This is a genomic window from Croceitalea dokdonensis DOKDO 023 (assembly GCF_001306415.1).
Classification (GTDB): domain Bacteria; phylum Bacteroidota; class Bacteroidia; order Flavobacteriales; family Flavobacteriaceae; genus Croceitalea; species Croceitalea dokdonensis.
Window position 1 is genome coordinate 220,469 of record NZ_LDJX01000003.1, and the last position, 26,866, is coordinate 247,334.

Below are 26,866 nucleotides of genomic sequence, written 5' to 3' on the forward strand. Positions count from 1 at the left end.
TAGAAAATGGAAATTTTAAAATATCGTTCAGTTTTTCAATCTAAAAGAGGTAACAAAGGCGCGCTACTCATTTTAATGGTCTTAATGTGCGGTTGTGACGCTTCTAGAAAAGTAGTTGAAGAAACCGTTCTTTATATCAATGAGCGTGAAAGCAACCCCATGAAAAATAGCCATGAAGACTTGGAAAGGATACCGTTATTGTGGCAAAATCCTGAGGAGCCATCAACAATTGTTATAGATGCCCCAATATGGAGCAAAAAGGAAGCTCAAAGATTATTGCAACGAAAAAAACGTTCGGCCAAACACAATCGCCAATACGGCACCGCCGTGAGCCCTGTAGCCCTAAAAATCGTGGAGAATTATGAAAATAGTGAAAACAAAGAACCAGGCGGACACTGCTTGGCCGCTTGCAGGTCAAGATTTTTGACAGCTTATAAGGATGTTCACGGTACCTCGGTATATAACGATCTGCCCAGCGACATGGCCACTAAATATTACAGGGCCGATGAGGTCTTTGATCATTTGTATGCCTCTACCTTTGGGGCGCACAAAGGGTGGCGTACCCTTCCCAAAAAATATCGGGGTCGTGGGGGTGCGGGAGCTGTTGCACATGCGGGTATGGGTACCCTTGTAGATTGGTTTGGTATTTGGAGTGGAAAGTTACGCCCGGGTGCCATTATGCAGGTATGGAAACGCAAATCGGACTACAACAAGGTAATCCGTGGTAAACGGGGAAATAATTTTGATCCGTTCGGTCACTCATTTATTTTTTTGGGGTACGAGCGCGACACGGCGGGCAAGATAATAGGCCTCAACATTGCAGACCAGGGATACCAGAGCTATAGGCCATTACGTCCCCGAGATTATGAGGTATGGTGGGGGGCTAACCTAAATGTATAAGTTAAACAATCAAGGAAAAAAGCAGTGATAGAACTATGTATTTAGTGAGTTTTCGCAAGTTGATCAACAGGCCCAGTTTGGTTTTTGGCATATCTGCAACCCTTTTTGCCCTAGCAATGTATGGTCTTTCCTTTCAGTCCATTTTAAAAAGAACGCAATTGGAGACCTATCGGGAGTTCCTTGATTTAGGTTTGCATGATGCCCTTGTAGTATCAGATAGCGTGTGCAGTGCGGAATGGAATGCCCTCGGAATTAAAAAGATTCCAGGTCCAAAATCATATACCGATGCCAAGATAGAGGTTTACACCCTTAAAAAAGAATTGGCCGAGCAACACCGCGCGGGAACTATTTCCTTGGATAGTGTTAAAGGCCTGTTTGCAGAAAATTTATTGAATACGGTCATTCCATACTGGTACGGTACACCATGGAGCTTTGAGGGGCATACGGCCATTCCCAATAAAGGCAAAATTGCCTGCGGCTATTTTATTTCCACCACGCTTAGGGACATGGGGCTCATGCTTAATAGATACAAATTGGCTCAAAAGGGGCCTCTGGAGGAGGCAATGAGCATTGGTTGTGGAGCCCCGGTTACCACTTTGGTCACTAAAAACCACAATGAAGCCATTGCCGCGGTTGAAAGTTTGGTACAAGACGGTATTTATATTATTGGTTTTGGCGCGGGACATGTAGGGTATCTGCTACAAAGAGAAGGGTTATTGTACGTCATTCATTCCAATTACTTATATCCGGGTGTCGTAGAAATAGAATGTTTGCGGAATTCAAGGGTTTTCCAAAGTTTTTCCACCTTTCACATCGTCAATGTATCACACAATGATTTTTTGATACTAAGGTGGTTAAATTCCCTTGCCATAGAGCAGTGAATGCAATAAATGGCCCATACGTTTTGTGCCTTTGCCAAGGCTGCTATTCTTTGGGTTAAAAATGATGGTGTCTCGGTTACCCTCAGCAAATGATTTACAATAATTTCCCTCTATATCTAAAGATGTAAATATGGGATTATGGATATTTATTTTGGGGACTGCGGTTGTAGTCATTTTCATAGTGGTCATCTCCCGGAAACAAAAAAAGGTTTTGTCCAAAAAGAAAACTGAAAAAAATTTGCAACAGTTTAAAACCTATGCCTTTCTACCAGAGCGTATGATAAGTTGGCCAGATTTGGAAAAGGAAAATGATACGGATGTATCAGAACTGGCAGTGAATACGGTAAACAAAAATATGATCAGTTTGGGATATGAACTTAACTTGACCAACCCAGACCTGCTGGTATTGTTAAAAACGGGCAAAGTACGGGCCAACAAACCTGTATATGCCTCCTTTCCATATTCGGCAACGCTACCTACCCATCCCGTCTATTCCGCCTTTTCTTACAGGGGGTATCAAATTTTTAATGAAATTAAAGGGTACAACACCGCTCCTGCTACCGATGGTGTTTGGCTGCGAATAGATATCGTGGAACAAAAAAACAAAGAGGTCCTCTGGACGGCCGCTTCCAACGAGGCCATCTATTTTAAAAAAAAACCAGAGGAACTTATTGCTTATATAAATGAAATGTTCAAAGCTTATCCCCAATCCAAAAATTAAGACGGCCTTTACCTTGTTGTCTTGCTAAAATCCCCTTTTCCGTTGTTAAAAAAAGGGATCAAAAAAGCTGTTTATAACAGCAATTAACTTACAGCTTCCCCAGTATTTGGGGAGTTCAAAATTTTTTTTTATGAAAAATCCCAAAGTTGCCTTTCTTTTATTGTTGGTATTTATCACAATGCATGTCACTGGCCAAAAGGCTAGCAGCATTTACGAATGGAACTGGAGAAAAGATGGTATTTGGTTAGGTACCGGGATGGGTGCGTCCATTGCCGGATTGCTCGTTGGAACCCAAAAAACGCCTTATACAGAAACGGAATTGAACCATCTTGAGAGAAAGGACGTATTGGTGCTAGACCGTTGGGCCGCAGGCTACTATTCAGAATCTGCAAGTGTAGCCAGTGATTATCCATTTTATGCATCCTTTGGGGTACCTTTTTTTTTGCTATTGGACAATAAGGTAAGTAAAGAGTCTGGCACTGTTATTGGGCTTTATCTGGAAAGTCTGTCTACAACATCCGCATTATTTACCCTAACCGCGGGTTTGGTAGATAGACCTCGGCCCTTGGTGTTCAGCGAGGATGCCCCTTTGGATAGAAGGCTTAGAAAAACAAGTAAGCGATCTTTTTACTCCGGTCATGTGGCCGCATCCGCGACTGCGCTGTTTTTTGCGGCGAAAATCTATAACGACTTTTATCCTAATTCCCCCCTAAGGCATTATTTCTGGGTGGCGGCCTTTAGCGTTCCGGCGACCATAGGTTACCTACGCGTAAAAGCTGGAAAGCACTACCTGTCGGATATTGTGCTTGGTTATGCATTAGGTGCCCTAACCGGTTATTTGGTTCCTGAACTTCACAAGAAGACAGACAACCGCTTTAAGTTAAACGGTAGCACAGAAATGACGGCAAACGGGCAACTGTTCACCGGCTTGGTATTACGTTATTCCTTTTAGGCATAGTTTTCCCTTGTGCAGTATTTATACATTTTACCTGCGGATAAAACCGCGCCAATACTAATCGTAAAATAAAGACCAATGAAAAAATCAAATTACCCAGTAGCCTTCTCCCACATAGGAATTACCGTGCCGGATATGAAAAAAGCGGTTAAATTCTATGGGGAGGTAATGGGTTGGTATATCATCATGCAACCGTCTACGGTAAAAAAAGAAAAAAAGACGGCAATAGGCCAGATGTGTATTGATGTTTTTGGCGATGATTGGGAGGAATTTGAAATTGCCCATATGGCTACCTCCGACGGAATCGGAATCGAGTTGTTTTCTTTCCCGCAGGGTCAAAAAGAGGCACCTCAGTTCAATCCGTTCAATACAGGACTTTTTCACTTTTGCATTCAAGACCCTGATATTGAAACCTTGGTGGCCAGGATTGTTTCCTTAGGTGGAAAACAGCGAATGCCCATTAGGGAATATTATCCCAATGACAAACCCTACAAAATGTGCTATGTGGAAGACCCTTTTGGCATTGTGTTTGAAATCTACACCCATAGTTATGAACTCACCTATTCCTCCGGGGCCTATAAGAACTAAATTCTAAAACAGGACACACGCCATGCCAAACAGTGGCTTAGTAAAGCTTCCCAAGCCTGGAAAGCTAGATCTGGTTTTACGGGCAAACATCAATCCTTTAGAGTCAATAGGTTGGTTTACAGTACTTAATTTTGGGGTAATATGGAAAGGCTTAGGGACTAATCAAAAATAACGCGTCCAGAGCGTCTTTAATTTAGGTACCTATTCCTAAACAAAAATAATAACCTTAAAATAGTAATATGATGAAAAAAAGAACACAACAATTAATGATTGCGACACTGATGATATTTCTCTGCACTTTTACGGGTAAGGCCCAAGGCAGTAAGCAGATTTTTTCTGATATAACAAATACAGAAGATTACAGCACCTGGACCTTAACCCACATGGATAGGGACATTTCTACCTTCATCAATTTGGTGGCTTTATCGGGACTGGAACCTTCTTTGTTAATGATAGATAAAGGGCATACTGCTTTTATTCCTACCAATAGCGCTTTTAATGAAATGGAAATTAAGGAGTATTTGCACCTTACAAACCCAGAAAACAAAGATGACTTAATCGCCTTTGTTAAGCTACACTTTTTGCCTAACAAAGTAATGAAATATGATTTTAACGATTCACAGGTAATTGACAAGCAGGGTTCAGAGAACATTTCCGTTAATGTGGACGAACCTTACGGGGCCGTTTATATTGGAGGCGCAAGAATCGTAAAGGAGGATATAGAGACTTCTAATGGTGTGATACACATTGTGGACCGGGTTATTATGCCTTATGGCACCTTAGATATGGGAAAATAAGAGTTTGTCCAATCAACCTAAAGTCTAAAGTCCCATCAGATATTTCTGTTGGGGCTTTTTTTTGCCTTGGGTTTGCAGCCTTTTGGATACCTGGCGCATTTTCACCGTGCCGATGTTATTTAGGTTTTAACAGCAGTACATGCTCCTATGCCATATTTACCCGGATATTACTAATTTTTTTTGCTAAGCGGGCAAGTACACACAAAAAGTGGCCCCTTTGCCCTTTTCACTTTCAGCTACGATATGGCCTTCGTGGGTCTCGGCAATTTTTTTGCAGATGGCAAGCCCTATGCCCGTACCTGAATACTCGTGCTTTTGATGTAATCGCTCAAAAAGGCCAAAGATTTTTTCAGCGTGGACATTATCAAACCCAATACCATTGTCCATTACCGAAACACGGTAATATTTGCTGTGTTTTTTTTCGAATTGTTCGGAAATCTTTTTTCGGGATATCCTTTTACAGTCAACAACAATTTTTGGTGTTTCGCTCGTAGTTCTATATTTAATTGCGTTTGAAATCAGGTTGTTCAACAATTGCTCTATTTGAAAGGGTATTCCCTTGATGACGGGCAACTGGCCAACAGTAATTTCGGTACCCGATTCTTGAATGCGTTCTTCAAGGGTGTCCAACACTTTATTCATTGTTTCACCTAGGTCAAGTTTTTCAAAATCGTCCCTAGTGGTATTGAGCCTTGAATAGGCCAAAAGGTATTTGATTAAGGTCTGCATTCGGTTGGCGGCATTGGCGACCTTTTCAAAATAGGTCTTACCTTTTTCAGAAAGATGCTCCAGTTCGGTATCGGCAATTCTTTCAATGAACAACTGAATTTTTCGAATAGGTTCTTGAAGATCATGGCTTGCTACGCGATTGAACGCCTCAAGCTCAGCATTAGAACGTAAAAGCTCTTTGTTTTTTTGCCTTAATTCTTCTAGTCGGTTGACCCTTTCGGTAATATCCTGGACCACGCCTATGGATATCTCTTTTCCATTGCGTTCCATTTTTTGACCGTTGACATGTACATATTTCACCGTACCGTCTTTGGTGATAATGCGATGCTGGTGTGTTCTGGCACTTCCCAAGCCCAAGGTCTCATCACGTATCTCTCCATAGATCTCTAAGTCGTCTGGATGTACAAATTCAACATATCTTTCGAAGGTCATTTCAAAATCATTGGGTTCATGGCCCAGTATGCGGTAGAAATTGTCAGATACCCAAGCCTCGTTCTTGCTAAGGTACCCCACATAACTGCCGATATTGGCAACTTCCTCTGCATCTTTAAAGATTGAATTTTGTATGGCCAGCTGTTCGTTCAACGATTTAAGCCTCTTGGTTTTTCTTCGTTCTTCGGTAATCTCCCGGGTCGTTACCGTCACCCCATCGTTCAACTTAATGGCCGTGGCCCGGAACCACATTATTTGCCCCTCTTGCTCGTATTTGGTTTCATAGTTCATCTCACGGTCTTCCTCAATGCAAGTCACCAATTTTTCAAAGACGCCACTTTTAAAGATTGTGGGGTATATCTCAGATACTTTCTTATGTTTTACCTCCGCGGGAATGTCACCCGTTATCTCATTGATGGCATCATTGATAAATAAAATCTCAAAGTCCATAATCTTGCCTTCGGCATCACGAATGGATTTAAAGTGCATCACCACATTAGAGGTGCTTTTGAAAATATTTCCCAGAAAGGCACGATTGTCCAAAAGCTCCAAATTCTGTGCTTCAAGCCGTTCTGTAAGTTCCTGTTGTTTTTTCTGTGTTTCGTGGTATATCGTGGTATCGGTCGATGTGGTCAATACCCCATTGTTTAATGGAGTGGCAATAGTTGCAAACCAGGTTTGTTTGCCTTCGTAGTCAAAACGCTTTTCGAACTGACGGATTTGCCTTGTTTTTGCTACCATGGCAAGTTCATCAAAGATGCCATTTTCAAAATTTATGGGTAGTAAATCGGACATCAATCGGTTTTGAACCTGTTTGACATCTTTGTTCAGCACCGTTTCAATGGCCTTGTTACTGAACTCTATATTAAAATCTATGATGTTGCCATTGGCGCCGTACCTTGGCGTAAAGTAACTGATGACGTTGTCTGTATTTTTAAGTACACTCTCCAAAAAAAGCTGTGTCCGTCCACTTTGTTTTCGTTGTTTGTTGATTCGCCAAAACGAAAATAAAAACACCGATAGGGCGAAGATGCCCAAGAGCAGGGTCATTAATGGGGTAAAAAATACCGATTCACGATAGTTCACCTCCCGTTGTTCGAGTCGGAGGTCTTCTTCTTTTAGCATTTGGTCCTTAATGTGCTCCAGTTGTTGCATTTCATCGGATACGGGTGCCACGGCAAAACTCCGGTCCCTCTGTGGGGAATCACTTTTCAGGCTTGCCAAAAACAATTCTTCAAGAGAAAAAAACAATTTTCTTTCCAACTTCTTAACCTCTTCCAATCGTTGCTGTTGGGCGGCATTGTCACTGGTAAGCCCCTTGAGTTTGTTATATATACTATCGTTTTCTTTTTTAAACCTTTGGAAGAGTGCCGCATCTAGCGTATCTAACCTAAGGATACGGTCAAAGGCTTTAGATTGCATCATGGCATAATGGGAAAAAAGACTATTGATTTCCTTTTCCACCGTAAGGGTGTGGGTAATAAGCCCAACAGAGTTGCGCAATTGTGCCATTTGCTTGTAGGTGGTGCTGCCAATATAAGCAAGCAGGGCAATGGAAAGAATAAGCGCGATGATAAAAACTTTAGAAGAAGCGGCCCAACTTTTAAGATTCATAGCCATTAGATTCGTAATAGAAAATTACCCTTGTTGAGGTTAGAAGTATGGTATTGCCAATTAATTTTCAACACTTTTTCAATAGCTTTTTTAAGCGCCCCAAAACTATTGGGCTTATTAATGTATATATTGGCGCCTTGGACGAAGGTTTCCTCAATATCCTTTTCTGATGATGATGTGGAATATATTGCCACGCACAAGTGACGCAGTGTCTGGTCACCCCTAATTTCTTGTAGGCACTGCATTCCATTTTTAATGGGCATGTTTAGGTCCAAAAAAATGATTTCTGGTAGGGCCAACTTAGACTTTTGCAAATGGTCCATGAGCTGCTGGCCATCAACAAATAGGTTCAATTGGGTTTTAATGGCAATACTCTCTATGGCTTCTTCAAAGAGCATACGATCGTCCACATCATCATCTGCCAAGGCAATTTTCATTATATCCAATCCCATAACACTAAGAGCTACTGTTTAGGCACAATATCCTTTTCGCCACGTTTTTTTATGATGCGTTGAAAAGCAGAGGGAGTTAGGCCAGTTGTTTTTTTAAATTGTGCGGACAGATGAGCTACACTGCTGTAATTCAACCTGTAAGCAATTTCCGTCAAGGTAAGGTTTTTTTCGATAATCAGCTGTTTGGCGGCATCTATTTTTTTGAGGATGATAAAGTTTTCAATGGATGTATGGGTAACTTCTGAAAATTGGGAACTAAGGTAGGCATAGGAATAGTTGAGCCGCTGGGTCAAAAAGGTGGAGACATTATGTTTACGGTGTTTTTCACTATCGTAAATCAGTTCCACAATGGCGTCCTTAATGCGTTGTACCATCACTTGCCGTCTGTCTTTGAGAAGGGTAATACCATACGTTTTAAGTGCTTTGCCCATCTCACTTTTTTGATGGTCGCTAAGTGGGCTTTGGAACTGAATTTCCGTCAACTGGTTTAAGGTAAAGTCTAGGCCAATACCGTTAAGTTGATCATGCAACACCTTTTTACAGATAGTATCGTAATCGATTGCGATATGCACTATTTCCATTGATTCTTAATTTTATTTAGGTTTATTCTTGGTAGGTGCTATTACAAATAAAAGTGTACGGCACACCAGACACAAATATGGTTGTTTTATTTAGATGGAACAACCCTTGCAATACTAACAGGATATGAAACTAAGTAGGTACACCAAAAGGGCAATAGTGGGTGGGGGAATCTCCATGATTATCATTTTGCTAGGTACCGTCCTTTTGGGGGAGTTAAGTGGATACAAGGCCAAAGAACTGATTAAAAACTCGGTTGATGGACTAAATACCTTGTGCAACACCATTGCCTTGGCCTCTGCCACCATATTAGCCTTACTGCTCACCCTCTTGGGCGTCAGTTCTTCTTCAGATTCAAAGTTAAAGCGGGATCATTATATGCACCTACTACAGATTGCCAAGTTGGATACTTTTGTTTTTGTAGCCTCCGTGATTTCCTTTTTGTTGTTTAATCTGCCAATTACCGAATCTGAGAACGTTCCCGCAAATTGGTACGATGGCATTTACTATCTTACATTGACAATTTCTAGTGGGCTCAGCGCTGCATTGATTGTGGTGGTGCTCATGCTTTATAATACCGTTGTAAATATTATTAAAATTGTAGGTTTGGGGTTACAAGACCATCCTTTGGCCCAAGTTAAGGAAGAAGAAGTAAAAGAATGACTCTGGCCAAAATAGGATTACCGGTACAAGGTAACATTTATAAAGCTAACCCATGGTGCCTTTTAACTTGCGTAACTAACAAAACAATGGTTCCAATGGTTGTTGCGGAACCAACAATGGTATGGAAAAGATTTTTTAAAGCTACAATTATGAGTTTTGACTTGGCCAGTAATTACCAACAAATTTTACTGTTTACCTCCGTACAATTCACTAGAATTGACATATTTTTTTAAAATGCAGGACCAGTGAAGTTAGAGGTAAGATATGCCTAACTTTTGTATGGCCTATATCTTAAACCAATGCCTATCCATAGGGTGTGCCTTAAAAATATTGGGTGCCTCCCCAACAATGTGGAAAGTCTTGAATTGTGCTATTTCCATTTTGGGGAGCATTTCCTTGGCTTTGAATCCCTGCAAGATTTTGCGCCCTATTTTTAATTTTTAGCTTTGTCTATGTTAGCGTCCTGCGAGATGTTTCTTTTTGGAACGTTGTTAAAAAATTCTGCCATGGCCGTATCACTGGCTGGGCTGTAGTTGGCCAGAACCGTACCTTTTTTACCGTCAGAGGTTTTTAAAACGTAAAGGATGGACATATCGGAGGGGTTGGTCTTACCTTCAAAACGGTGTTCCGCAAATATCTGAACCGCTTCTGGTTCAAATTTTTTCTTGGTTTCCAAGTCTATCAACATATCATCTTGTATGCGATAAGACTGGGTAAAGCCTTTTTCGCTATACGCAGTTATGTAGTCTTTTTCACTTTTTAATCTATGATTTTTCATTTTTTCTATTTTACAAATAAAATGGACGGAGTTTAAAACTACCTAACCTCCGCCCATTCTAACCAAACAAACAAATTCACTTAGCTGTTTTTAGTTATCATCAGTGGCGTCCTCAATTTCATCTTCAACCTCTTCTGCGCCATCTTCAATCTCTTCGCCCACGTCTTCCAGGCGTTCCTCTACATTTTCTTTATCCTTGTCCTCGCGGCAACTGATAACTGCGGAAAAAGCTGTAAAAAAGAATAGTGCCATCACTAGTGCTACAAGTAAATTTTTCTTTACTCCTTCCATCTCATTAGAATTTTAAATTGTTGTATTCTAGGTTATACTTTAGATTGCCTACCCCTGACCAACGAGATGACAAAAAGTACCAGAAATATAAAAAACAGGACTTTTGCGATGCTTGCCGCTCCCGCAGCTATGCCTCCAAATCCAAAAATTGCGGCAATGATTGCCAATATGATAAATGTAATTGTCCAACGTAGCATATGCTATTATTTTTAAGTGTTACAGTGTTGATGCCTTATCAACCTTCTTTTACAAAAATGGTCTTTTCTATTTGGAAGTATGGTCGCAATCCATTTGATGCTTAACCCATTACAGATAAGATTCCCTAAGACAATCCTTTGGGTATGTGGTTGTAAGTCACGGGCTCCAGCATAGAATCATAAGATATATGGTTTTTGTAGAATTCCCGCGCAATGGGGTGGGCTCTTATTTGAAATTCATGGGGCGTTTTCAAAATCTGTTTGATCTCCGACATGTCTACTTCTTCTTGAAGCCACGCGCTGTGCAGGTCTTGATGGAGTATCATGGGCATGGTTTGGCCTACGTTATGCACTTTCCGAATGATGTCATCTGCCTCGCAGGTAATCATGGAAGAGGTGATAAATCCGTCGTCCAGAACATTGTAAATCCCTGCCAAACAAAAAGGAAGTGCATTTTCCCTTGCAAAATAATAGGGATATACCACCCCTTTGGAAAGATAAGAGGTAAAGAAACCGGTAATTGGTATCAAACAACGTTTGTTAAGAAGGGATTTGGCATACCACAGATTACCTTCCATAGAGTTCAAAGGAACATTTAGGGTGTTACAAATGTCTTGGAACGTTGCCCAATCCTCTGCATAACCCTCTGGCAAAATACCCCAAATAGAAAAGCTTATTATTTCCTTTTTACCCATTGCCACTATGGGAATCACAGATTCTTCCAATCCGTTGATCAAGATTTGCCGCTCGTACAAATGCGGATATTTGAACGGCCGGTTCAGGTGTTTTTCCAAAATAGTTTGGCTTGCGATGTTAGAGATCTTATAGTACATAGTTTTGTTTGTTGCCATAGAAAAAGCACTGTTGTTTTACTTAAGCTATGTAATGGTTAAAACTTTTTGGATTAAAGCGAAAATTGAACGGGTCATGCCCACATGAAGACTTTTCTGAGCTGCATAGCAGGGACACGAATTAAGAAAATGACGAATTCTGAGTGCAATCCCATCATTCTTTTAGCCAATTTTAAAAAGTATGAATCCGTTTTAAATAAAAATCCTTAACGGTCCAATCTTATCCGTACCTAAGAATACCCTTGCACATTTTATTTTTTCAAATAGTGAACTAGACGCGTTGTAGGCGTCACATAAAAAAAGGAATGTGATGCCACATTCCTTTTTTTGGGATATTTCTATGCCTTAACCGTCTATTGGTCCATGGCATGGCTTAAAATAAACCTTAAACGTTGGACAATGGGCCAAAAGCTAGCTTAGGTCTTCCAACCGTTTTATTTTGTTGAGGTCATTGTTGATGGCGTTAAGCTGTTGCCTTAATACGGTAGCGGTGCTTGTTGGCAAGTTGGTGTCGTTGAGAACATCTTCATATTCATTGACCGCCGCCTTTTCGCCCCTTATGGATTCTTCCAACATAGATTCTGCTTCATCAGAGGAGAAAAACGCCTTAGTGTCCATCCAGGCCCTGTGCAAGGCTCCAGCTGCGCTTCCGCCCTTGTCCGCCTCTTCTCCAAATTTGTCTATCTCCGTTTTGAGCGCTTGCCCAAAGTCCTTGCGTTGATTACTTTTTTTGAGAAAGAACGTCCTCAAGTTTAAATTGTCCGTGTTTTCGGCCGCTTTTTTGTAACCCTTTTCAGCATCATAGGTTTTTTCTAAGATGTCGTTCAATTTGTCAGCTACAGTCTCTGTGTATGTGCTCATGTCTCTTGTTTTAAATTTAAATGGATTTTTTTCAAGGGAAGTTTTCCCTATACCTTTCAAACAAAATTATGAATAGGCGCCAGAGTTTTTTAATGCTAAAGGATGAAAAATTGCTTCAATTGGTATGGCCCATTTCTCTGGGTAAATGGAGTATTTTTTTATTGGATTGCGACTGTGCCGCGTAACTATTTTCTGCATATTCCTTCATTGTTTGTGATGGGGCTGATAAGGCAGCTAATTACCTTGTCAATGGTATCGCAGTAGCGTAAATTTTTAATCAAAAAAAAGAAAATCAATATGATTCAAAAAGGAACCCAAGTGAAATGGAAATGGGGCGATGGAACGGCCCAAGGAAAAGTACAAGAGACCTTTACCGAAAAGGTTTCCAAGACCATTAAGGGAAGTGAAGTCACCCGTAACGGTGAGGAAGGAAATAAAGCACTCTACATTCAACAGGAAGATGGAGATTATGTGCTCAAAAGTGAAAGTGAAGTAACCCGATTGGATTGATATCGAAAATCTGGTAATGGGAACAATTGTGATAAGGCTGTCTGCCAAAACTTTTGGTTAATTGGGATGTTCAGTGGTGCCAACCACTACTTTTTTTGGAAAATCAAGTGTTCTGATTGGAAACGGAATCGTAATATCGTTTTCATCGAACACTTTTTTAATGGCAATCATGGCCTCGGTCTTCGCCTTAAGGACTTCAAGGGCCGAGGTGGAATCAATCCAGAATCGAACTTCAAAGTTGATGGAGCTATCCCCAAATTCCGTATAGAGAAAGATGATGTCATCAACACTTTCAACAGGGTCAAAATTTTTGACGATGGTTTTGTTGACCAAATCACGAACAAATTCCAAATCTGATTCATAGGCTACACCGCATTCTAGAATGACGCGCGACTGTGCTGTTGTGGAAAAGTTCTTTATGGCATTTTCCAACACTAATTTATTGGGAATGTAGACTAAGTTATTATCAGGTTGTTTTATGGTCACTGCCCTCAAATCTAAATCAACAACTTCGCCTTCGTAGTCATTGGTCTCGATCCAATCACCAAATTTGATCTGTTTGATATACGAGAGTACAATACCGGAATACGTGTTGGCCAATGCACCTTGCAGTGCTAAACCAACCGCCAGACCTGCAACACCGGCACCGGCTAAAATGGCATTCAATGTTTTGCTCAGATCCAAGATGCCAAGAACCAAGAACAAGCCACTTAAAATCACCAAAACAGAGACCAACTTGGCAATGACATTTTTCATCGACGCCTGCAGCTTGCTCTTTTCTAAAAGGCGCAAGGTTAATCTACTGATGTACTTTGAGAGTATGAGCGCCAGAATGAATACAACGATGGATAGGATAATGTTGGGCAGGTTAATGATCAATTGATCCACCCAAGACTCTAAACGGGTAATCATATCATCCCAAGCTTGTTCAAAATTAATGTTCATGGTCTATAGTTTTTAGTTCTGGTTCATAGTTTGATATCAGCTCCAACACGGCATGCTCCGATGGCGAAAAATTTGCAGTGTCGATACTTGGTTGCTGGGCTTTTGCGAAATAGTGTTGCAGCTCTCGGTTTTCATAAGCCATTGGCAGCAAAGGGTGCACATAAGATTTTCTACATACATTTCTTGTATTGCCCAGTGCCTTGGCAGTTGCATCATAGGCCAAGAGTATATTTTTTTTGCGAGCTCGGTCCTCTTGTGCTGGTTCCATCTCCATTAGTGAATTGAAGAACAGAATGCCTCCGGCCCATGTTCTAAAGTCTTTTGCGGTAAATTCTTCTCCGCTACTTTGTTTGATATAGTCATTGACCATCGTACTATCTATTTCATGTTTGTCACCTTTGTCATCATAATAGTGAAATAACTCCCACCCCGGAATTTCCTCACATTGGTTGACCAGCCGAATCAACTTTTTATTGCGTAGCGTTATGGAGTGTTTTTTTCCACGCTTGCCCGTAAAATTGATTTTTAAGCCTTGTTTGATTGTATCGACATGTCTCTTTCTGAGCGTGGTCAAACCATAGGTTTGGTTGCGGTGCGCATATTGTTCATTGCCTATGCGTATATGGGTTTCTTCCATTAATCGAAGGACCAGGGCCAAAACCTTTTCTTTGCACCAACTTGGTCTTTTTAAATCCTTATCCACTTGATTGCGAATGATGGGTAATACATTGCCAAAATGGGCCATTCGGTAAAACTTGGTCTGTTTGCGAACTTTGGTCCATAAGATATGATAGCGATATTGTTTTCTTTTTTTGGCATCCCTACCTACAGCTTGTAAATGACCATTGGTTAAATGGGTAATTTTTACATCTTGCCAAGCTGGCGGAATGGCCAGCCCCTTTATACGTTCAAGCTCGTTTTGGTCTTGCAGCGGCACTTGGCGAAAGCGGTATTCAAAGCTACCCTCTTGGTGAATACGATGTATGGTCATTTTGTCATCGGTCACGTATACCAAGTCCAAATGACTGATTGTGCTTTCTGGTTGGCGCAGTAGCCGGTGCAACTTTGATGGACTCATATGCTTTTAGCAGATTTGTCTTTTTTGGCACAAAAAATGGCCCTGACGTTGAAGTGTGCCAGAACCATTTTTTAACCAACTAACCAACTTGTTTTATTTTTTGTAAATCACCGTATAATCATTAACCATGTCATTAAGGTCATCTTTTGAATTCAAATAGATATACTGTTTATTAAAGACGCGATCAGGCTTTGCTCCAATGATGTAGTGTTTTACGTTTAAATCTGGAGCGTTCATCGTAATCTGGTCTGCGACTCTCATTTTTTTGTTTCCAATGGATTGCGCTGTGGGCTCCAATTGTGACAAAACATATAGGTTATTTTCAGCAGCCCAAATCTCTAAAATATCCAGTTTATGTTCGGTGTCGGTGACCTCGGCCTCAATCATAATGGTCTTTTCAATTTTTTCCCCTCCTTCCGGCATATTTACATCAATGTAGGGTATTTCTACAGTCTCTTCTTCCATCACTATGACCACCTTGGGGATTTCTAAGGTATCCATCCTAGTGCCAACATCTACGTCGGCCCAGTTGACATCATATTCTGGCAATTCCCCGGCATCGGCCGTTACATCCACATCCAATTCTGGCATTTCACCTTTTTCCTCTTTTTTGACATTGCATGCGCCAAAAAGCGTTAAGGACAATACCAATAATACTAACTTTTTCATATTTAGTGTTTTAGGTTTATAAATCATCTGGTACAAATCTAAGGGGATGCCTTTGCAAAGCGGTGCTGTAACCAATTTTAAGTTAACTGGATTCCTTGAGTAGAACTTGGATTTAATGATTGGGTAGCGTTGGTGTTTATATTTCTGCGGATTATGGTTTAGAAAATGATAAGCATTTTACCACTTAAAACAGCGTTGTGCAAAATTTAGTGGGCCCCGATAAAAAATAGTAAAAAAGGGCTACTGGCCTGCTCCGCGTGGTCTTACGTTTTATCCCTTATGAAATTGAACAGCAGCCTGACCGAAGAACAAGAAAGAGTCTTGAATTTTTCCTGTATCATTTCACATGACCTACATAAGGGCAAACACCCACTGCTCAATCTCATTAAACTTATGGAAGTTGCCCTAAGGGCAATGTCTCCCGGTATCAATGACCCCGGAACGGCACTTGATGTGGTACATAAATTAGGGCCCCTATTGGATAAAATGGTTCGCTTGCCGTCATTTACCTCGGTCATCAATGCCCGTAAGGGAATTGTGGTCATAAAAAGCAACATGGTTACTTCACAATTACTGGGCCTTATAGTTCTACCTATTCGCCACTATAGTAAAAATGATATTTCAGTAATGATCGGATTGGTTCGCATGTTAATTTTTTTAAGGGCCAAGACCCATCTTTCCCAAAAGGGTAAAGAGTCATTGAGCACTGAAATCCAGGCTTTGCGAGAAGACATAAAAGGTGGTATTGCCAACCCCAATCATAAAGAGCGTATAAATCGTGCTTTCACTGATTCTATGCCCAATGGAGTTCCTTCCTTTTTCCAACTAAATAATGTTTTGCGGCAATATTTGAATTTATGCTATTAAACGCTTGTAAAACGGTATTGTAGCTTATAGTTTTTGAACATAAAAAACATAAATGATGATAACACCAAAAGAAAAAGTACCTAGTTTACAATTGCCCCTTATCAATGATACCCATTGGAATTTGAGTGAGCAGCGCAGCGATACCTTCACCATGGTCGTTTTTTATAGGGGCCTACATTGCCCGATATGTAAAAAACAATTGGAAGCATTGGCTGGCAAATTGGAAGAATTCAGTCAGCGAGGGGTTCATCTTGTTGCAGTTAGCTGCGATACCGAGGAGCGGGCCAAAAAAGCTGGAAAGGAATGGAATATTGCCGAACTACCGGTGGGCTATGAAATGTCCATCGAGAAAGCCAAGGAGTGGGGGCTATTCATTTCAGAAGGAATATCCGACAAGGAACCCGAACAATTCTCTGAACCTGGGTTGTTTTTAATTAGGCCTAATGGTACGTTGTATGCGAGCACGGTACAAACCATGCCCTTTGCACGGCCAAAATGGGACGACATACTCTCTGCGATAGATTATGTAGAAGAGAACGATTATCCCGCCCGTGGTGGTGCCGTAGCTTACGCATTATAAGAAAATTATTGCAGAACAAAAAAAGGATGGGCTAACCCATCCTTTTTTTTGACCAATTGTAGAACCGCTTATTTAATTATCTTTTTGAGCAATAGCAAGACACCATATTTTTTTACTCCTTTGAGCAAGGTTCCAATCCAGTTTGCGGGACTTAAATCCTCCTTAAATTGATGTCTGGTAGATTTAAGCTCCTCCATTTGAATTTTGCGTTGCAATTGCAGCACCTGCAAATCCAATTTAATTTCTTCTAAAGAAGTGTATTGCTTTTTTTTCATTGGTCAAAAAAGTTTTCCGATAATTTTTGAATCACTTTTTGTTCGATTTTTTTTCGGTAGACAAGGGCAATGCCCAGTATTAAAAAAAAGAGAAGTCCTATACTCAAAAAGCCAAGGGCTGCATTGTTAAAGTATTGGCTCAATGCCAAAGCAGCGGCCACTGCCAAAAAAATAAGGCCCAATGTGCAAAGCCCACCGTAAATGGCCCACTTCGACGCCGAAGAGGAAAAGATGGCCAATTGTTGAAAGACCTTAAGTTCATAATACTTCTTGGTGGTCTTAACATAAGCCTGACCTTTTTCAGCCGCCTCCGAACTGGTATTGTCCAATGCCTCTATAATACCCATTACGATTTCTGCAATTTTTTATTGTTGGCCTTTAACTGTGCTAATTTTTTTTCGAGGGAAGTAATTACATCCTCGGTTTTATGACTCACATCAGATACGATGTTCTCTAATTGATTGTCAAAAGATTCGCGTTTAGATGCTACCGTCGCAGCAGCTCTATCCCTCATGTCCAAAGTGGTTTCTGCAATGGAATCTTTAGTGGCTTCCGCTTGTTCTGCAATCTTTCTTCTGGTGACCGAACCTTTATCGGGGGCAAATAGAATACCTAAGGTTGCCCCAATGGCAGTGCCCGCTAAAATTCCCAAAAATGTATTTCCGTTATCGTTCATTATATAAAGATTTTAAATGTTAAACAATGTTTGCCCAAATATGGCTTTAAGGATTCAATGGTGTTGACGCAATAAAAAGAAATGTTGACCTCGAAGCTCTTTAGGTTTTGGTGATAGTTTTAAACGCAATTGCGTCAATTCTCATAAAACAGATTTCCGATTTTAAACGAAAATGAATTATGATAGACACATCAGAAAATAAGAACACTCAAAAAACAGTGAAACCGCAAGAACATACCCAAAAGCAGTTAGAAGGTATATTGGCTTTGGCCCAAACGGGCTTTTTGCAATGGCGAAAAACTTCCATAGCGCAGCGAACAACAAGTTTGGAATACCTCAGCAATTTGTTGTTGGAAAGAAAAAGGGAATACGCTGAACTAATGACCCAAGAAATGGGGAAACCCATTTCGCAAAGCCTTGCAGAAATAGAAAAATGTGCGTGGGTCTGTGATTTTTATGTAAAAAATGCGACACGTTTCTTAGCAGATGAGCTCATACAGACGGAAGCTGATGAAAGTTTTATAAGCCATGACCCCTTGGGGGTTATTTTGGGGATTATGCCATGGAATTTTCCATTTTGGCAGGTGATTCGTTTTGCAGCCCCAACCTTGACCGCCGGCAATGTGGTTATTCTAAAACATGCTTCAAATGTATCGGGCTGTGCCTTGGCCCTGGACCAATTATTCAAAGATGCCGGTTTTCCGAAAGGTTGTTTTCAGACCATTTTCACCGATTATGACGCTATCGAAGATATCATTTCAGACCAGCGCATTCAAGGGGTCAGTCTTACCGGAAGCGAAAAGGCAGGCAAATCCATTGCATCCATCGCTGGAAAACACATGATAAAAACAGTAATGGAATTGGGTGGTAACAACGCCTGTGTCATATGGGAAGATGCTAATTTGGACAAACATATGGATACCATCGTCAATGCACGCATGCAGAATACGGGGCAAAGCTGTATAGCCGCCAAGCGTTTTATTGTTGTGGATGACATTTATGAAGACTTCATTGAAAAGTTTAAGGAGGCGGTTCAAAAATTGATAGCGGGCGAACCAGAAGATGAAGACACTGAAATTGGCCTTATGGCGCGCACCGACCTCTTGGAAGGCTTGGAAGTGCAAATACGAAAATCAGTGGACCAAGGAGCTAAGGTAACCTTGGGCAACCGCAGTGAGGGCAGTTATTTTGAACCGACCATTTTAGAGCAGGTCAAACCGGGCATGCCCGTCTTTGATGAGGAGGTCTTTGGCCCAGTAGCTGCAGTTATTCGTGCCAAGAACAGACATGATTCGTTGGAAATGGCCTCGAATTCAAAATTCGGTTTGGGCACCATGCTTTTTACGGAGGATATTGAGTCGGCCAGAAAAGCGATTGGTTCCATTCCCGATGGTTCCTTTTTTGTAAACGAAATGGTAAAATCAGATCCTAGATTGCCTTTTGGAGGAACAAAATCATCAGGGTACGGTCGCGAACTATCAAAAGAAGGCCTATTGGAATTTGTCAATAAAAAGACCGTATATATCAATAAATAATAAAATCAATGCTATGTTATGAAGCAAGGTGAAGAAGATGCAAAGTTGGTCAAAGAACCTAAAAAACCTACTCAAAATTACATTTTTCAGAAAACGAAAATAACAAGAAGGGCGCTCTATATCATTATTGGGTTTTTGATCATATCGATTTTGGGCGTTGTGGTCTCGGGGATATCCTTTGAAGTTTAAGAAGTGTATCTAACGAGGTATCGCATTAATCATAAATGTGATGAAGCTAAGGGTTGTCTAAAGGCGACCCTATTTTTATAGTTATAGTTGGGTGCCAAAAAAACTAAATGATGAAAACGATAAAAATCTTGACAATCCCATGTATGGCTTTACTGATTGCGGAGCTGTCCGCACAAAGCTTGACCACGGATTTACAGAACTTTGATGGTGTCAAGGTGTATGATTTAATTCAAGTGACTTTGATAAAATCCAATGAGAATAAAGCCGTGGTCAGTGGCGACAACGTAAATGAGGTCAAAATCGTCAATAATGACGGCAAGTTGAAAATACGGATGGAACTCGATATGTATTTGGATGGGGACGCAACCCAGGTAAAATTATACCACACCCAACCCTTAAGCGTATTGGACGCCAATGAGGGTGCACAAATTTTGTCCGATAAAGAATTGAATGCTACCTATTTGATATTAAATGCCCAAGAGGGCGGTCTTATAGACATTCCTGTGAATAGCTTCAACCTTGATATCAAAGCCGTCACGGGTGGTAAGGTGCGGGTACAGGGTAAGGCCCCAAATTTAGACGTACTGGTGCGTTCTGGGGCCAAGTTTAACGGAAAGAAGCTCCAGACCAAACAAGCTGAGATTAATCTATTTGCTGGCGGCAATGCCTCGGTAAATGCTGATGAATATGTAAAGGCTACCGTTACGGCCGGTGGAACCATAGAAGTGTATGGAAACCCTGATAGTATTCAAAAGAAAAAAACCTTTGGAGGTTCAATTATTGTGAGACAATAGCTGGTTAACGCTTTTGCCTATAAGACGTTGAAGGGGCCGGGGCGGTACCCAACCCCCTTTTTTAAATTAAATCATAATCACTTTATATTTTGAAAATATACCTGATAAATAATTTTTTTGGTGCGCTGTTATTGGTATTCTTATCATATTCCTGTGCAACGCATAAAGTCCAATACGCAAAAACACCAGCGGGGCATAACAACAACCTTAAAACATCCCATACCTTTTATATTATGGGAGGGTTCGGTAACCAAGAGCAACCCATTCGTCAAGATTTATTGAAACGGTTGGGGGCAGCGTTGGCCAATGCCGATGAGAACAGTACATTATTGTTCATGGGTGATAACATCTCAACAAAAGCAAATGCTTGGGCACGGGACACAAAGCTGCTTGATATGCAATTGCAATTGGCAGAAAATTTTAAAGGGCGGGTGTTTTTTCTACCCGGAACCAATGAGTGGAAACAAAAGCATATTGATTCCGTTCAAAGGATGGAAGAATATTTGGATGAATTTGAGACCAAGTATGATTATGTGCTGCCAAACAATGGTTGCCCGTTAGAATATATAGTCATTAATGATTCTCTGGACCTTTTGTTGGTAGATTCCAAATGGTTTATCTCTAATTGGTCACGCATAGAGGGCATCAATAAAAAATGTACCGATATTGTTACCCGAAGACGTTTTGCCGAGGAGCTAGAGGGATACATCAATGATGCCCAAGGCAAAAATTTGGTCATTGCCATGCACCATCCCATTTTTAGTAATGGTACCTATGCTGGGAATGAGGGTATAAAGGCCCATATGCTACCCGCACCAATTCTAGGTTCTATAATAAAGGGAATAAACGATTTAGGGGCATTTTCGCCGGACAATTTGTGGTCTAGGCGGTATAGCCAACTTCGTATCCTGGTCGGGGCCTTGGCCATGTCCTCCGATCGTATTACAATACTTTCTGGTCATGAAGAAAGCCTCCAGTATTTATCGGGTGGCAATATCCATCAATTGATAAGTGGTTCCTTAGGTAATGCCAAGGTAACCAAGAGAACCAAGGGCAGCATCAATGCAGTAGGCGGCAGTCTTCCGTACCAAGGGCACTTTACGCACGGAGAACAAGGCTTCATTGAATTGTCTTATTTTGAAAATGGGGCCTCAAGGGCGCGGTTTATAACGGCGGAGGATGATACCCCTTCCGTAAATATCTTGAACCCCTTTCCCAATAGGCAGGTAAATCCCAATGTTGATAGGCTGAGTACAATGACGGTCAAGAATGCTGTGTTGGAGCCTGCTAAAGAGCGCAAGAAAAGTGCTTTTTTCATATGGTTGTGGGGCCAACGGTACCGAAAGTATTTTTATAAGGAGGTGACTGCTCCCGTGGCCTATTTGGACACCCTGTACGGAGGGCTTAGAATCACCAAAAAGGGAGGTGGCCATCAATCGTATTCCATAAGATTGGAAGATGTGAACCAACGTGAATTTGCCATGCGTTCCTTGCGAAAGAATTCATTAAAATACCTAAAGTACAGCGTACGCGGTGTAGCCTTTACCGAAGATGAGTATATAGGCACATTGCCCGAAGAATTGGTAACGGACTTTTTCACCTCGGCGCATCCGTATATGCAGATGGTAATTAACCCCTTGGCCAAGGCCGTTGATGTAAATCATGCAAATACCCGGCTGTTTCATGTACCCAAACAAAAAGCTTTGGGCAGTTTTAATGAACAGTTCGGCAATGAACTTTACTTCATTGAACAACGCCCCTCTGATGAGCAGTTGAACTATAAAGGATATCGAAGGACCATCGACGAGAAAGGAAAAATCACAGATTTTGAAAGTACCACCGATATGTTGGAAAAAATAAAATCCGACGAATCGTACAGCATAGACCAGCAAAGTTTTGTCAGAGCTAGACTTTTTGATATGCTCTTGGGCGACTGGGACCGACACGAAGACCAATGGCGATGGGCAGAATACGAAAAGCCCAATGGGGATAAGGAGTTCATGCCCGTACCTAGGGACCGAGACAATGCCTTTCCAAGATTTGATGGTACCGCGATAGACGTGATACAGTGGTTTATACCCATTACAAGAGAATGGCAGTCCTATGGTCCAACCATTAAAAACCTGAAATGGCTCAATTACGCAGGCAGCAAATTGGATAGGGCCATATTGACAAAATATGACACTGAGGGTTGGGTGCGTGAGGCCAGGTACATAAAGGAAAACCTATCAGAGGCGACTATCGATAAGGCTTTTTTATGCCTGCCCAAAGAAGTTCGGGACAGTACGGCAAGGTATATTCGCGAGAGCCTCAAAACGCGATTGAACGATTTGCCAAAATACGCGGAAGAATATGGGGCGTTCTTGGAGAAACAAGTGGTGCTCTATGCCTCCGAGAAAGACGACGAGGTGAACGTTGTACGATTGCCCAACGGTAAGACCGAAATTACGATGAGAAGACTACTGTCCGATAGAAAAAACGAAAAATTCTACCAAAGGATATTCAGTGCAGAGAAGACCGATGAGATTTGGATTTATGGTCTGGGCGATAATGACAATTTTGAGGTTGGGGGAGAAGGGGATGCCAAAATATTTATACGCTTAATCGGTGGCTATGGTAAGGATGATTTTAAAATAAACAATACCAAACACTTAAAGGTATATGATTGGACGTATGAAGAAATGGTGCTCGAAGGAAAAAAACCGGCAATGCAGCTTACCGATATTTATAAGACCAACACCTTTCATTGGCGGTATTTTAAACATAACCGAAATATTTTTGTGCCCAATTTTGATTTTAGGACGGATGATGGTTTTTCAATCGGGGTAAAAAACACCTATATCCATAACGGTTTTAATGGTAATCCCTTTCGTCAGAAACATACCCTACAGGCAAAATATTTCTTTGGTTTTGAGGCAACGGAAGTTGATTATAAAGGTGTCTTTGCCAATATCATTCCCAAGTGGAATTTTGAATTGGATGGATATTACTCCTCACAACGTTACGCGCGCAACTTTTTTGGTTTTGGTAACAATTCTGTCAACCAGGAAGATAGCAGGGATATTGACTTTTACCGCGCGCGCACCGAACAGGTTAAGCTCAGTGCAGGGGTAGCCTTTCATACCTTACGTTTTAAGGCGTTGTACGAATCCTTTGATGTGGCTGAAATGGATAGCCGATTGTTTACATCGGCCAATTTTGATACGCCTATTTTTGAACGTCAGCATTATGTGGGTGGCGAGACCTCGTTGTATTATTACAATGATAATGCCGATGATTTTCCTACCAAAGGACTCTACTTTGGCCTCACTGCGGGGTATAAGACCAATCCTTCCCTAGAAAATAATCATTTTGGCTACGCGGCCTTCCGCACCCAAATCATTCAAAAATTGATATCATCGGGCAATCTTGTACTTAGCACAAAGGCTGAGTACCGAACAAATTTTGGTAACGATTATTTTTTCTATCACGCTCCCTCTATTGGCGGGGACAATGGGTTAAGGGGTTTCCGTGATGAACGATTCACCGGCAAATCCTATCTCTACCATTCTTCAGACGTACGCTTGCGCCTAAAACGTTACGTTACAGCGCTAGCCCCGGTTACTATAGGGGCTTATGGAGGTTTTGATTACGGTAGGGTATGGCAGCCCAATGAAGTTTCCAATACTTGGCACATCTCGCAAGGGCTTGGACTATGGGCCAGTGCAGGGAATTACCTGGCCTTTAATTTGGGGCTTTTTAATTCGGTCGAAGGCAATTTTCTACAATTTGGTTTTGGTTTTGGCTTTTAGAGTCAATGGTATTGATAACATGAATTAAAACGGAGAAACATGACAACTATATTGGATAGAGCAGCAACAAAAGTGACCCACTTGCTATCGAGCAAGCTGGGCCCAGAATATCTATATCATAATTTGAGACATACGCAACGGGTGGTTGCCAATGCCAAAGAAATTATGGAGGCCATGGAATTGAACGAAGGTCAGCGGCAGAAAATTCTTTTGGCTGCCTGGTTTCACGATACGGGTTTTATAAAAGGCGCTAAGGGTCATGAGGAAAAAAGTTGTGAAATCGCCCGGGAATTCCTCAAAAGTGAGGGTACGTCCAAAGCGGCCATTGATACGGTTTGCCAACTCATTTTGGCCACCAAAAAAGGTCATGAACCTATCAACGAATCTGAAAGTATTTTGAGAGATGCCGATTCTGGCCACCTGGCAAAGAAAGACTATCGTACCGTATCCGAACTGTTGCGGCAAGAATTGCAGCGAGACCAAGATATCGTCCATACCCCTGAGGAATGGCGAGAAATCAATATTGATATGTTCCGCAGCGAGCATCGCTTCTACACGGCATACGCCAGGGAAAATTGGCAAAGGAAAAAGGACAAAAACCTGCGGCGAATGGTCAAAGACCAAAAAAAGCATAAGCGCCTAATTAAAAAGGAAAAATTAAAGGCCAAGCTTAAAAATCAGATTCCCGATAGGGGTGTGCAGACCTTATACCGTACCACGCTCCGTAATCATATTAAGTTGAGTGATATTGCAGATACAAAATCGAACATCTTATTGTCGGTCAACGCCATTATTATTTCATTGGCACTTTCAAATCTAATTCCCAAATTGGACAACCCCTCCAATGACTATTTGATCGTGCCTACGCTCATTTTTGTGGTGTTCAGTATAATTTCCATGATACTTTCCATACGGGCAACCCGCCCCAATGTGACCAGCGGTACCTTTAGCGAGGAAGATGTAAGGCAGAAGAAGGTCAATCTCTTGTTTTTTGGGAATTTCCATAAAATGGAACTGGACAAATACGAGAAGGCCATTTCAATTATGTTAAAAGACAAGGACTATATCTATAGGTCCTTGACCAAAGACCTTTATTATTTAGGGTTGGTTCTTGAACGAAAGTACCGTATTTTAAGATGGACGTATACCGTGTTTATGATGGGCATCATCCTTTCTGTAATTGCTTTTGGAATTGCCTTTCATTTTTTTGGGCCGGACCGCGTCCTAGAGGCAGTGGTTCCACAATAAAATCGTTCCTTAAGGTATGGTCTTCCAACGTCATCACTATTCAAAGGCAAAAGGAGTTTTCAGCGGATGGTGAATTTACCAGAGATCAAGAACCTATGGGAATAAGAACAATAATTTATAAACTATAACCTCTTGTGAATTTTGAATGCTTTTTAGATTTAAAATGGTCAGTTCGAGTTTTTTCTGGAAGAAAAAGTATCGAGAACAAGGTTTCATTGCTAAAATTCTGATTCTCGATACTATTTTGCGATACTTCGTATCAAAAAATCACCCGAATTGACGAATTTTCATCAAAATGCAAAATGGGTAAACTATAATTTTAAAAACTAACGGTGCGATGAACGAATTTTTTTCAACCTCCAATAGGTCCTTGTTTTATGTTGTTGGGACAGTGCTAGGGATTCTTTTGTTTTATGTCATTTTACAGACCACCTTGAAAAGGTTGGGCAAGAATCCTAAGTACTTAATTCCATCCAATGCGGTAAGGCGTGTCAGTGATCCGGTTTTGTTGATGTTGTTGTCGATATTGGTACGCTTGCCTGTTCTTAGGCAATTATTTGGATTTTCGGACCATGCCTATTGGTTCAAAAAGGCAAGTACACTGCTGTTTATTTTTTCGGCAACTTGGTTGACACTCAATCTCCTTAAACTGGTTAAACAACATGTTTTAAAAAAGTATGATGTTGGAGCTGCCGATAATTTGAAAGCACGTAAGATAACGACCCAATTCAATATTTTGGAGCGAATAATCATTTTCATTGTTGTCTTTTTGGCCGTAGGAATCGCATTGGTCAGTTTTGATGAGATTCGTGAAATAGGCGTAAGCGTTTTTGCCTCAGCAGGAGTTGCCGGTATTATTATCGGATTTTCTGCGCAGAAGATGATCGCTACTTTTCTAGCGGGAATCCAAATTGCGGTTGCCCAGCCCATAAAGTTGGATGATGTGGTTATTGTGGAAGGCGAGTGGGGCAGAATTGAGGAAATTACATTGACGTATGTTGTGGTAAAAATTTGGGATAAACGTAGATTGATTGTTCCGACCACGTACTTTATAGAGCGGCCCTTTCAAAATTGGACAAAGACCTCAGCAGATATCTTGGGTACCGTTTTTTTATATACCGATTATCAAGTACCCATTGATGCCATACGTTCGGAATTAACGGATATTTTAAAAAACACCAGCCTTTGGGACGGTGAGGTCAATGTAGTGCAAATAACCGATTCTAAAGCCAATTATGTGGAGATACGGGCACTAATGAGCGCAAAAGATTCGCCTACTGCTTGGGACTTAAGGGTGCACGTGCGTGAAAAGCTCATCCAATTTCTACAACAGAATTATCCGGAGAGCATTGCGCATACCCGATTGTGGTTAAGGGATAAACAAAAGGAACGGTCTATGGATGCATAGGATTTAAAAAAG

30 protein-coding genes are annotated in these 26,866 nt (G+C 41.1%); 16 read left to right on the forward strand and 14 right to left on the reverse strand.

What is annotated here, in order from left to right; genetic code table 11:
- The first annotated feature begins 6 nt into the window (after positions 1 to 6).
- From I595_RS08025 to I595_RS08055, 6 genes are all read left to right on the forward strand, one after another.
- Complete coding sequence (locus tag I595_RS08025; RefSeq protein ID WP_157449691.1) at positions 7 to 900, forward strand: hypothetical protein; 894 nt, start codon at positions 7 to 9, stop codon at positions 898 to 900.
- Between the two features lie 44 nt (positions 901 to 944).
- On the forward strand, positions 945 to 1,781 hold the full coding sequence (locus I595_RS08030) for a hypothetical protein (RefSeq protein WP_157449692.1): 837 nt from the start codon (positions 945 to 947) through the stop codon (positions 1,779 to 1,781).
- Positions 1,782 to 1,911: 130 nt separating this feature from the next.
- On the forward strand, positions 1,912 to 2,502 hold the full coding sequence (locus tag I595_RS08040; RefSeq protein ID WP_083467539.1) for a DUF4136 domain-containing protein: 591 nt from the start codon (positions 1,912 to 1,914) through the stop codon (positions 2,500 to 2,502).
- 130 nt (positions 2,503 to 2,632) lie between these two features.
- Entirely contained in the window at positions 2,633 to 3,454 is an 822-nt protein-coding gene (locus tag I595_RS08045; RefSeq protein WP_083467540.1) for a phosphatase PAP2 family protein, read from the forward strand.
- Positions 3,455 to 3,535: 81 nt separating this feature from the next.
- Positions 3,536 to 4,045 (forward strand): VOC family protein, encoded by a 510-nt coding sequence (locus I595_RS08050; RefSeq protein WP_054558916.1) that lies wholly within the window; start codon positions 3,536 to 3,538, stop codon positions 4,043 to 4,045.
- 242 nt (positions 4,046 to 4,287) lie between these two features.
- Complete coding sequence (locus I595_RS08055) at positions 4,288 to 4,842, forward strand: fasciclin domain-containing protein (RefSeq protein WP_054558917.1); 555 nt, start codon at positions 4,288 to 4,290, stop codon at positions 4,840 to 4,842.
- Positions 4,843 to 5,025: 183 nt separating this feature from the next.
- Here I595_RS08055 and I595_RS08060 read toward each other — a convergent pair whose 3' ends face one another.
- The 3 genes from I595_RS08060 to I595_RS08070 are packed head-to-tail and all read right to left on the reverse strand — an operon-like array spanning position 5,026 to position 8,650.
- Positions 5,026 to 7,617, reverse strand: coding sequence for an ATP-binding protein (locus tag I595_RS08060; protein WP_172675926.1), 2,592 nt, complete (start codon positions 7,615 to 7,617; stop codon positions 5,026 to 5,028).
- Positions 7,618 to 7,622: 5 nt separating this feature from the next.
- Positions 7,623 to 8,069: a response regulator gene (locus I595_RS08065; RefSeq protein ID WP_054558919.1), complete on the reverse strand. Its 447-nt coding sequence runs from the start codon at positions 8,067 to 8,069 to the stop codon at positions 7,623 to 7,625.
- Between the two features lie 11 nt (positions 8,070 to 8,080).
- On the reverse strand, positions 8,081 to 8,650 hold the full coding sequence (locus I595_RS08070) for a helix-turn-helix domain-containing protein (RefSeq protein WP_054558920.1): 570 nt from the start codon (positions 8,648 to 8,650) through the stop codon (positions 8,081 to 8,083).
- A gap of 124 nt (positions 8,651 to 8,774) precedes the next feature.
- Here I595_RS08070 and I595_RS08075 point away from each other — a divergent pair, with 124 nt between their 5' ends.
- Positions 8,775 to 9,311: a hypothetical protein gene (locus tag I595_RS08075; RefSeq protein WP_054558921.1), complete on the forward strand. Its 537-nt coding sequence runs from the start codon at positions 8,775 to 8,777 to the stop codon at positions 9,309 to 9,311.
- A gap of 433 nt (positions 9,312 to 9,744) precedes the next feature.
- On the opposite strand, the gene I595_RS08085 is transcribed toward I595_RS08075, so the two are convergent.
- The 5 genes from I595_RS08085 to I595_RS08100 all read right to left on the reverse strand — a co-directional run bounded on the left by I595_RS08085 (position 9,745) and on the right by I595_RS08100 (position 12,289).
- Positions 9,745 to 10,089, reverse strand: coding sequence for a hypothetical protein (locus I595_RS08085; protein ID WP_054558923.1), 345 nt, complete (start codon positions 10,087 to 10,089; stop codon positions 9,745 to 9,747).
- Positions 10,090 to 10,179: 90 nt separating this feature from the next.
- Positions 10,180 to 10,380, reverse strand: a complete 201-nt coding sequence (locus I595_RS08090; RefSeq protein ID WP_054558924.1) for a hypothetical protein — start codon at positions 10,378 to 10,380, stop codon at positions 10,180 to 10,182.
- Between the two features lie 32 nt (positions 10,381 to 10,412).
- Positions 10,413 to 10,577, reverse strand: a complete 165-nt coding sequence (locus tag I595_RS17110; protein ID WP_083467542.1) for a DUF1328 family protein — start codon at positions 10,575 to 10,577, stop codon at positions 10,413 to 10,415.
- A 125-nt stretch (positions 10,578 to 10,702) separates the two neighbouring features.
- Entirely contained in the window at positions 10,703 to 11,410 is a 708-nt protein-coding gene (locus I595_RS08095; RefSeq protein ID WP_054558925.1) for an SOS response-associated peptidase, read from the reverse strand.
- Between the two features lie 429 nt (positions 11,411 to 11,839).
- Entirely contained in the window at positions 11,840 to 12,289 is a 450-nt protein-coding gene (locus tag I595_RS08100) for a ferritin-like domain-containing protein (protein ID WP_054558926.1), read from the reverse strand.
- 297 nt (positions 12,290 to 12,586) lie between these two features.
- On the opposite strand from I595_RS08100, the gene I595_RS08105 reads away from it, so the two are divergent.
- On the forward strand, positions 12,587 to 12,799 hold the full coding sequence (locus I595_RS08105) for a hypervirulence associated TUDOR domain-containing protein (RefSeq protein ID WP_054558927.1): 213 nt from the start codon (positions 12,587 to 12,589) through the stop codon (positions 12,797 to 12,799).
- A 57-nt stretch (positions 12,800 to 12,856) separates the two neighbouring features.
- On the opposite strand, the gene I595_RS08110 is transcribed toward I595_RS08105, so the two are convergent.
- The 3 genes from I595_RS08110 to I595_RS08120 all read right to left on the reverse strand — a co-directional run bounded on the left by I595_RS08110 (position 12,857) and on the right by I595_RS08120 (position 15,491).
- Positions 12,857 to 13,744 (reverse strand): mechanosensitive ion channel family protein, encoded by an 888-nt coding sequence (locus I595_RS08110; protein WP_054558928.1) that lies wholly within the window; start codon positions 13,742 to 13,744, stop codon positions 12,857 to 12,859.
- Positions 13,734 to 14,822, reverse strand: coding sequence for a DNA topoisomerase IB (locus I595_RS08115; RefSeq protein WP_054558929.1), 1,089 nt, complete (start codon positions 14,820 to 14,822; stop codon positions 13,734 to 13,736). Before I595_RS08115 ends, I595_RS08110 begins: the two co-directional genes overlap by 11 nt.
- Before the next feature lie 93 nt (positions 14,823 to 14,915).
- On the reverse strand, positions 14,916 to 15,491 hold the full coding sequence (locus I595_RS08120; protein WP_054559109.1) for a hypothetical protein: 576 nt from the start codon (positions 15,489 to 15,491) through the stop codon (positions 14,916 to 14,918).
- Between the two features lie 279 nt (positions 15,492 to 15,770).
- Between I595_RS08120 and I595_RS08125 the strand changes: the two genes are divergently transcribed.
- Positions 15,771 to 16,358: a DUF2254 family protein gene (locus I595_RS08125; RefSeq protein WP_054558930.1), complete on the forward strand. Its 588-nt coding sequence runs from the start codon at positions 15,771 to 15,773 to the stop codon at positions 16,356 to 16,358.
- A gap of 55 nt (positions 16,359 to 16,413) precedes the next feature.
- Complete coding sequence (locus I595_RS08130) at positions 16,414 to 16,938, forward strand: peroxiredoxin-like family protein (RefSeq protein ID WP_054558931.1); 525 nt, start codon at positions 16,414 to 16,416, stop codon at positions 16,936 to 16,938.
- Positions 16,939 to 17,006: 68 nt separating this feature from the next.
- Here I595_RS08130 and I595_RS08135 read toward each other — a convergent pair whose 3' ends face one another.
- The 3 genes from I595_RS08135 to I595_RS08145 are packed head-to-tail and all read right to left on the reverse strand — an operon-like array spanning position 17,007 to position 17,889.
- Positions 17,007 to 17,213: a DUF6327 family protein gene (locus I595_RS08135; RefSeq protein ID WP_054558932.1), complete on the reverse strand. Its 207-nt coding sequence runs from the start codon at positions 17,211 to 17,213 to the stop codon at positions 17,007 to 17,009.
- The gene (locus I595_RS08140; RefSeq protein ID WP_054558933.1) at positions 17,210 to 17,560 is read right to left on the reverse strand and encodes a hypothetical protein; all 351 of its coding nucleotides are present in this window, start codon (positions 17,558 to 17,560) and stop codon (positions 17,210 to 17,212) included. The genes I595_RS08135 and I595_RS08140 overlap by 4 nt, the downstream gene beginning before the upstream one ends.
- A complete protein-coding gene (locus I595_RS08145; protein WP_054558934.1) occupies positions 17,560 to 17,889 on the reverse strand; it encodes a YtxH domain-containing protein in 330 nt (109 codons plus the stop codon). Before I595_RS08145 ends, I595_RS08140 begins: the two co-directional genes overlap by 1 nt.
- 179 nt (positions 17,890 to 18,068) lie before the next feature.
- Between I595_RS08145 and I595_RS08150 the strand changes: the two genes are divergently transcribed.
- The 6 genes from I595_RS08150 (at position 18,069) to I595_RS08170 (ending at position 26,854) form a co-directional block, all read left to right on the forward strand.
- Complete coding sequence (locus I595_RS08150) at positions 18,069 to 19,424, forward strand: NAD-dependent succinate-semialdehyde dehydrogenase (protein WP_054558935.1); 1,356 nt, start codon at positions 18,069 to 18,071, stop codon at positions 19,422 to 19,424.
- 18 nt (positions 19,425 to 19,442) lie between these two features.
- Complete coding sequence (locus I595_RS17365) at positions 19,443 to 19,613, forward strand: hypothetical protein (RefSeq protein WP_157449693.1); 171 nt, start codon at positions 19,443 to 19,445, stop codon at positions 19,611 to 19,613.
- Positions 19,614 to 19,723: 110 nt separating this feature from the next.
- Positions 19,724 to 20,407, forward strand: a complete 684-nt coding sequence (locus I595_RS08155) for a head GIN domain-containing protein (RefSeq protein ID WP_054558936.1) — start codon at positions 19,724 to 19,726, stop codon at positions 20,405 to 20,407.
- A gap of 89 nt (positions 20,408 to 20,496) precedes the next feature.
- Positions 20,497 to 24,198 carry a hypothetical protein gene (locus I595_RS08160; protein ID WP_157449694.1) on the forward strand — a complete coding sequence of 1,234 codons (3,702 nt, stop codon included), beginning with the start codon at positions 20,497 to 20,499 and terminating at the stop codon, positions 24,196 to 24,198.
- A gap of 39 nt (positions 24,199 to 24,237) precedes the next feature.
- Complete coding sequence (locus I595_RS08165; protein WP_054558938.1) at positions 24,238 to 25,446, forward strand: Pycsar system effector family protein; 1,209 nt, start codon at positions 24,238 to 24,240, stop codon at positions 25,444 to 25,446.
- Between the two features lie 337 nt (positions 25,447 to 25,783).
- The gene (locus I595_RS08170) at positions 25,784 to 26,854 is read left to right on the forward strand and encodes a mechanosensitive ion channel family protein (RefSeq protein ID WP_054558939.1); all 1,071 of its coding nucleotides are present in this window, start codon (positions 25,784 to 25,786) and stop codon (positions 26,852 to 26,854) included.
- Positions 26,855 to 26,866: the final 12 nt, after the last annotated feature.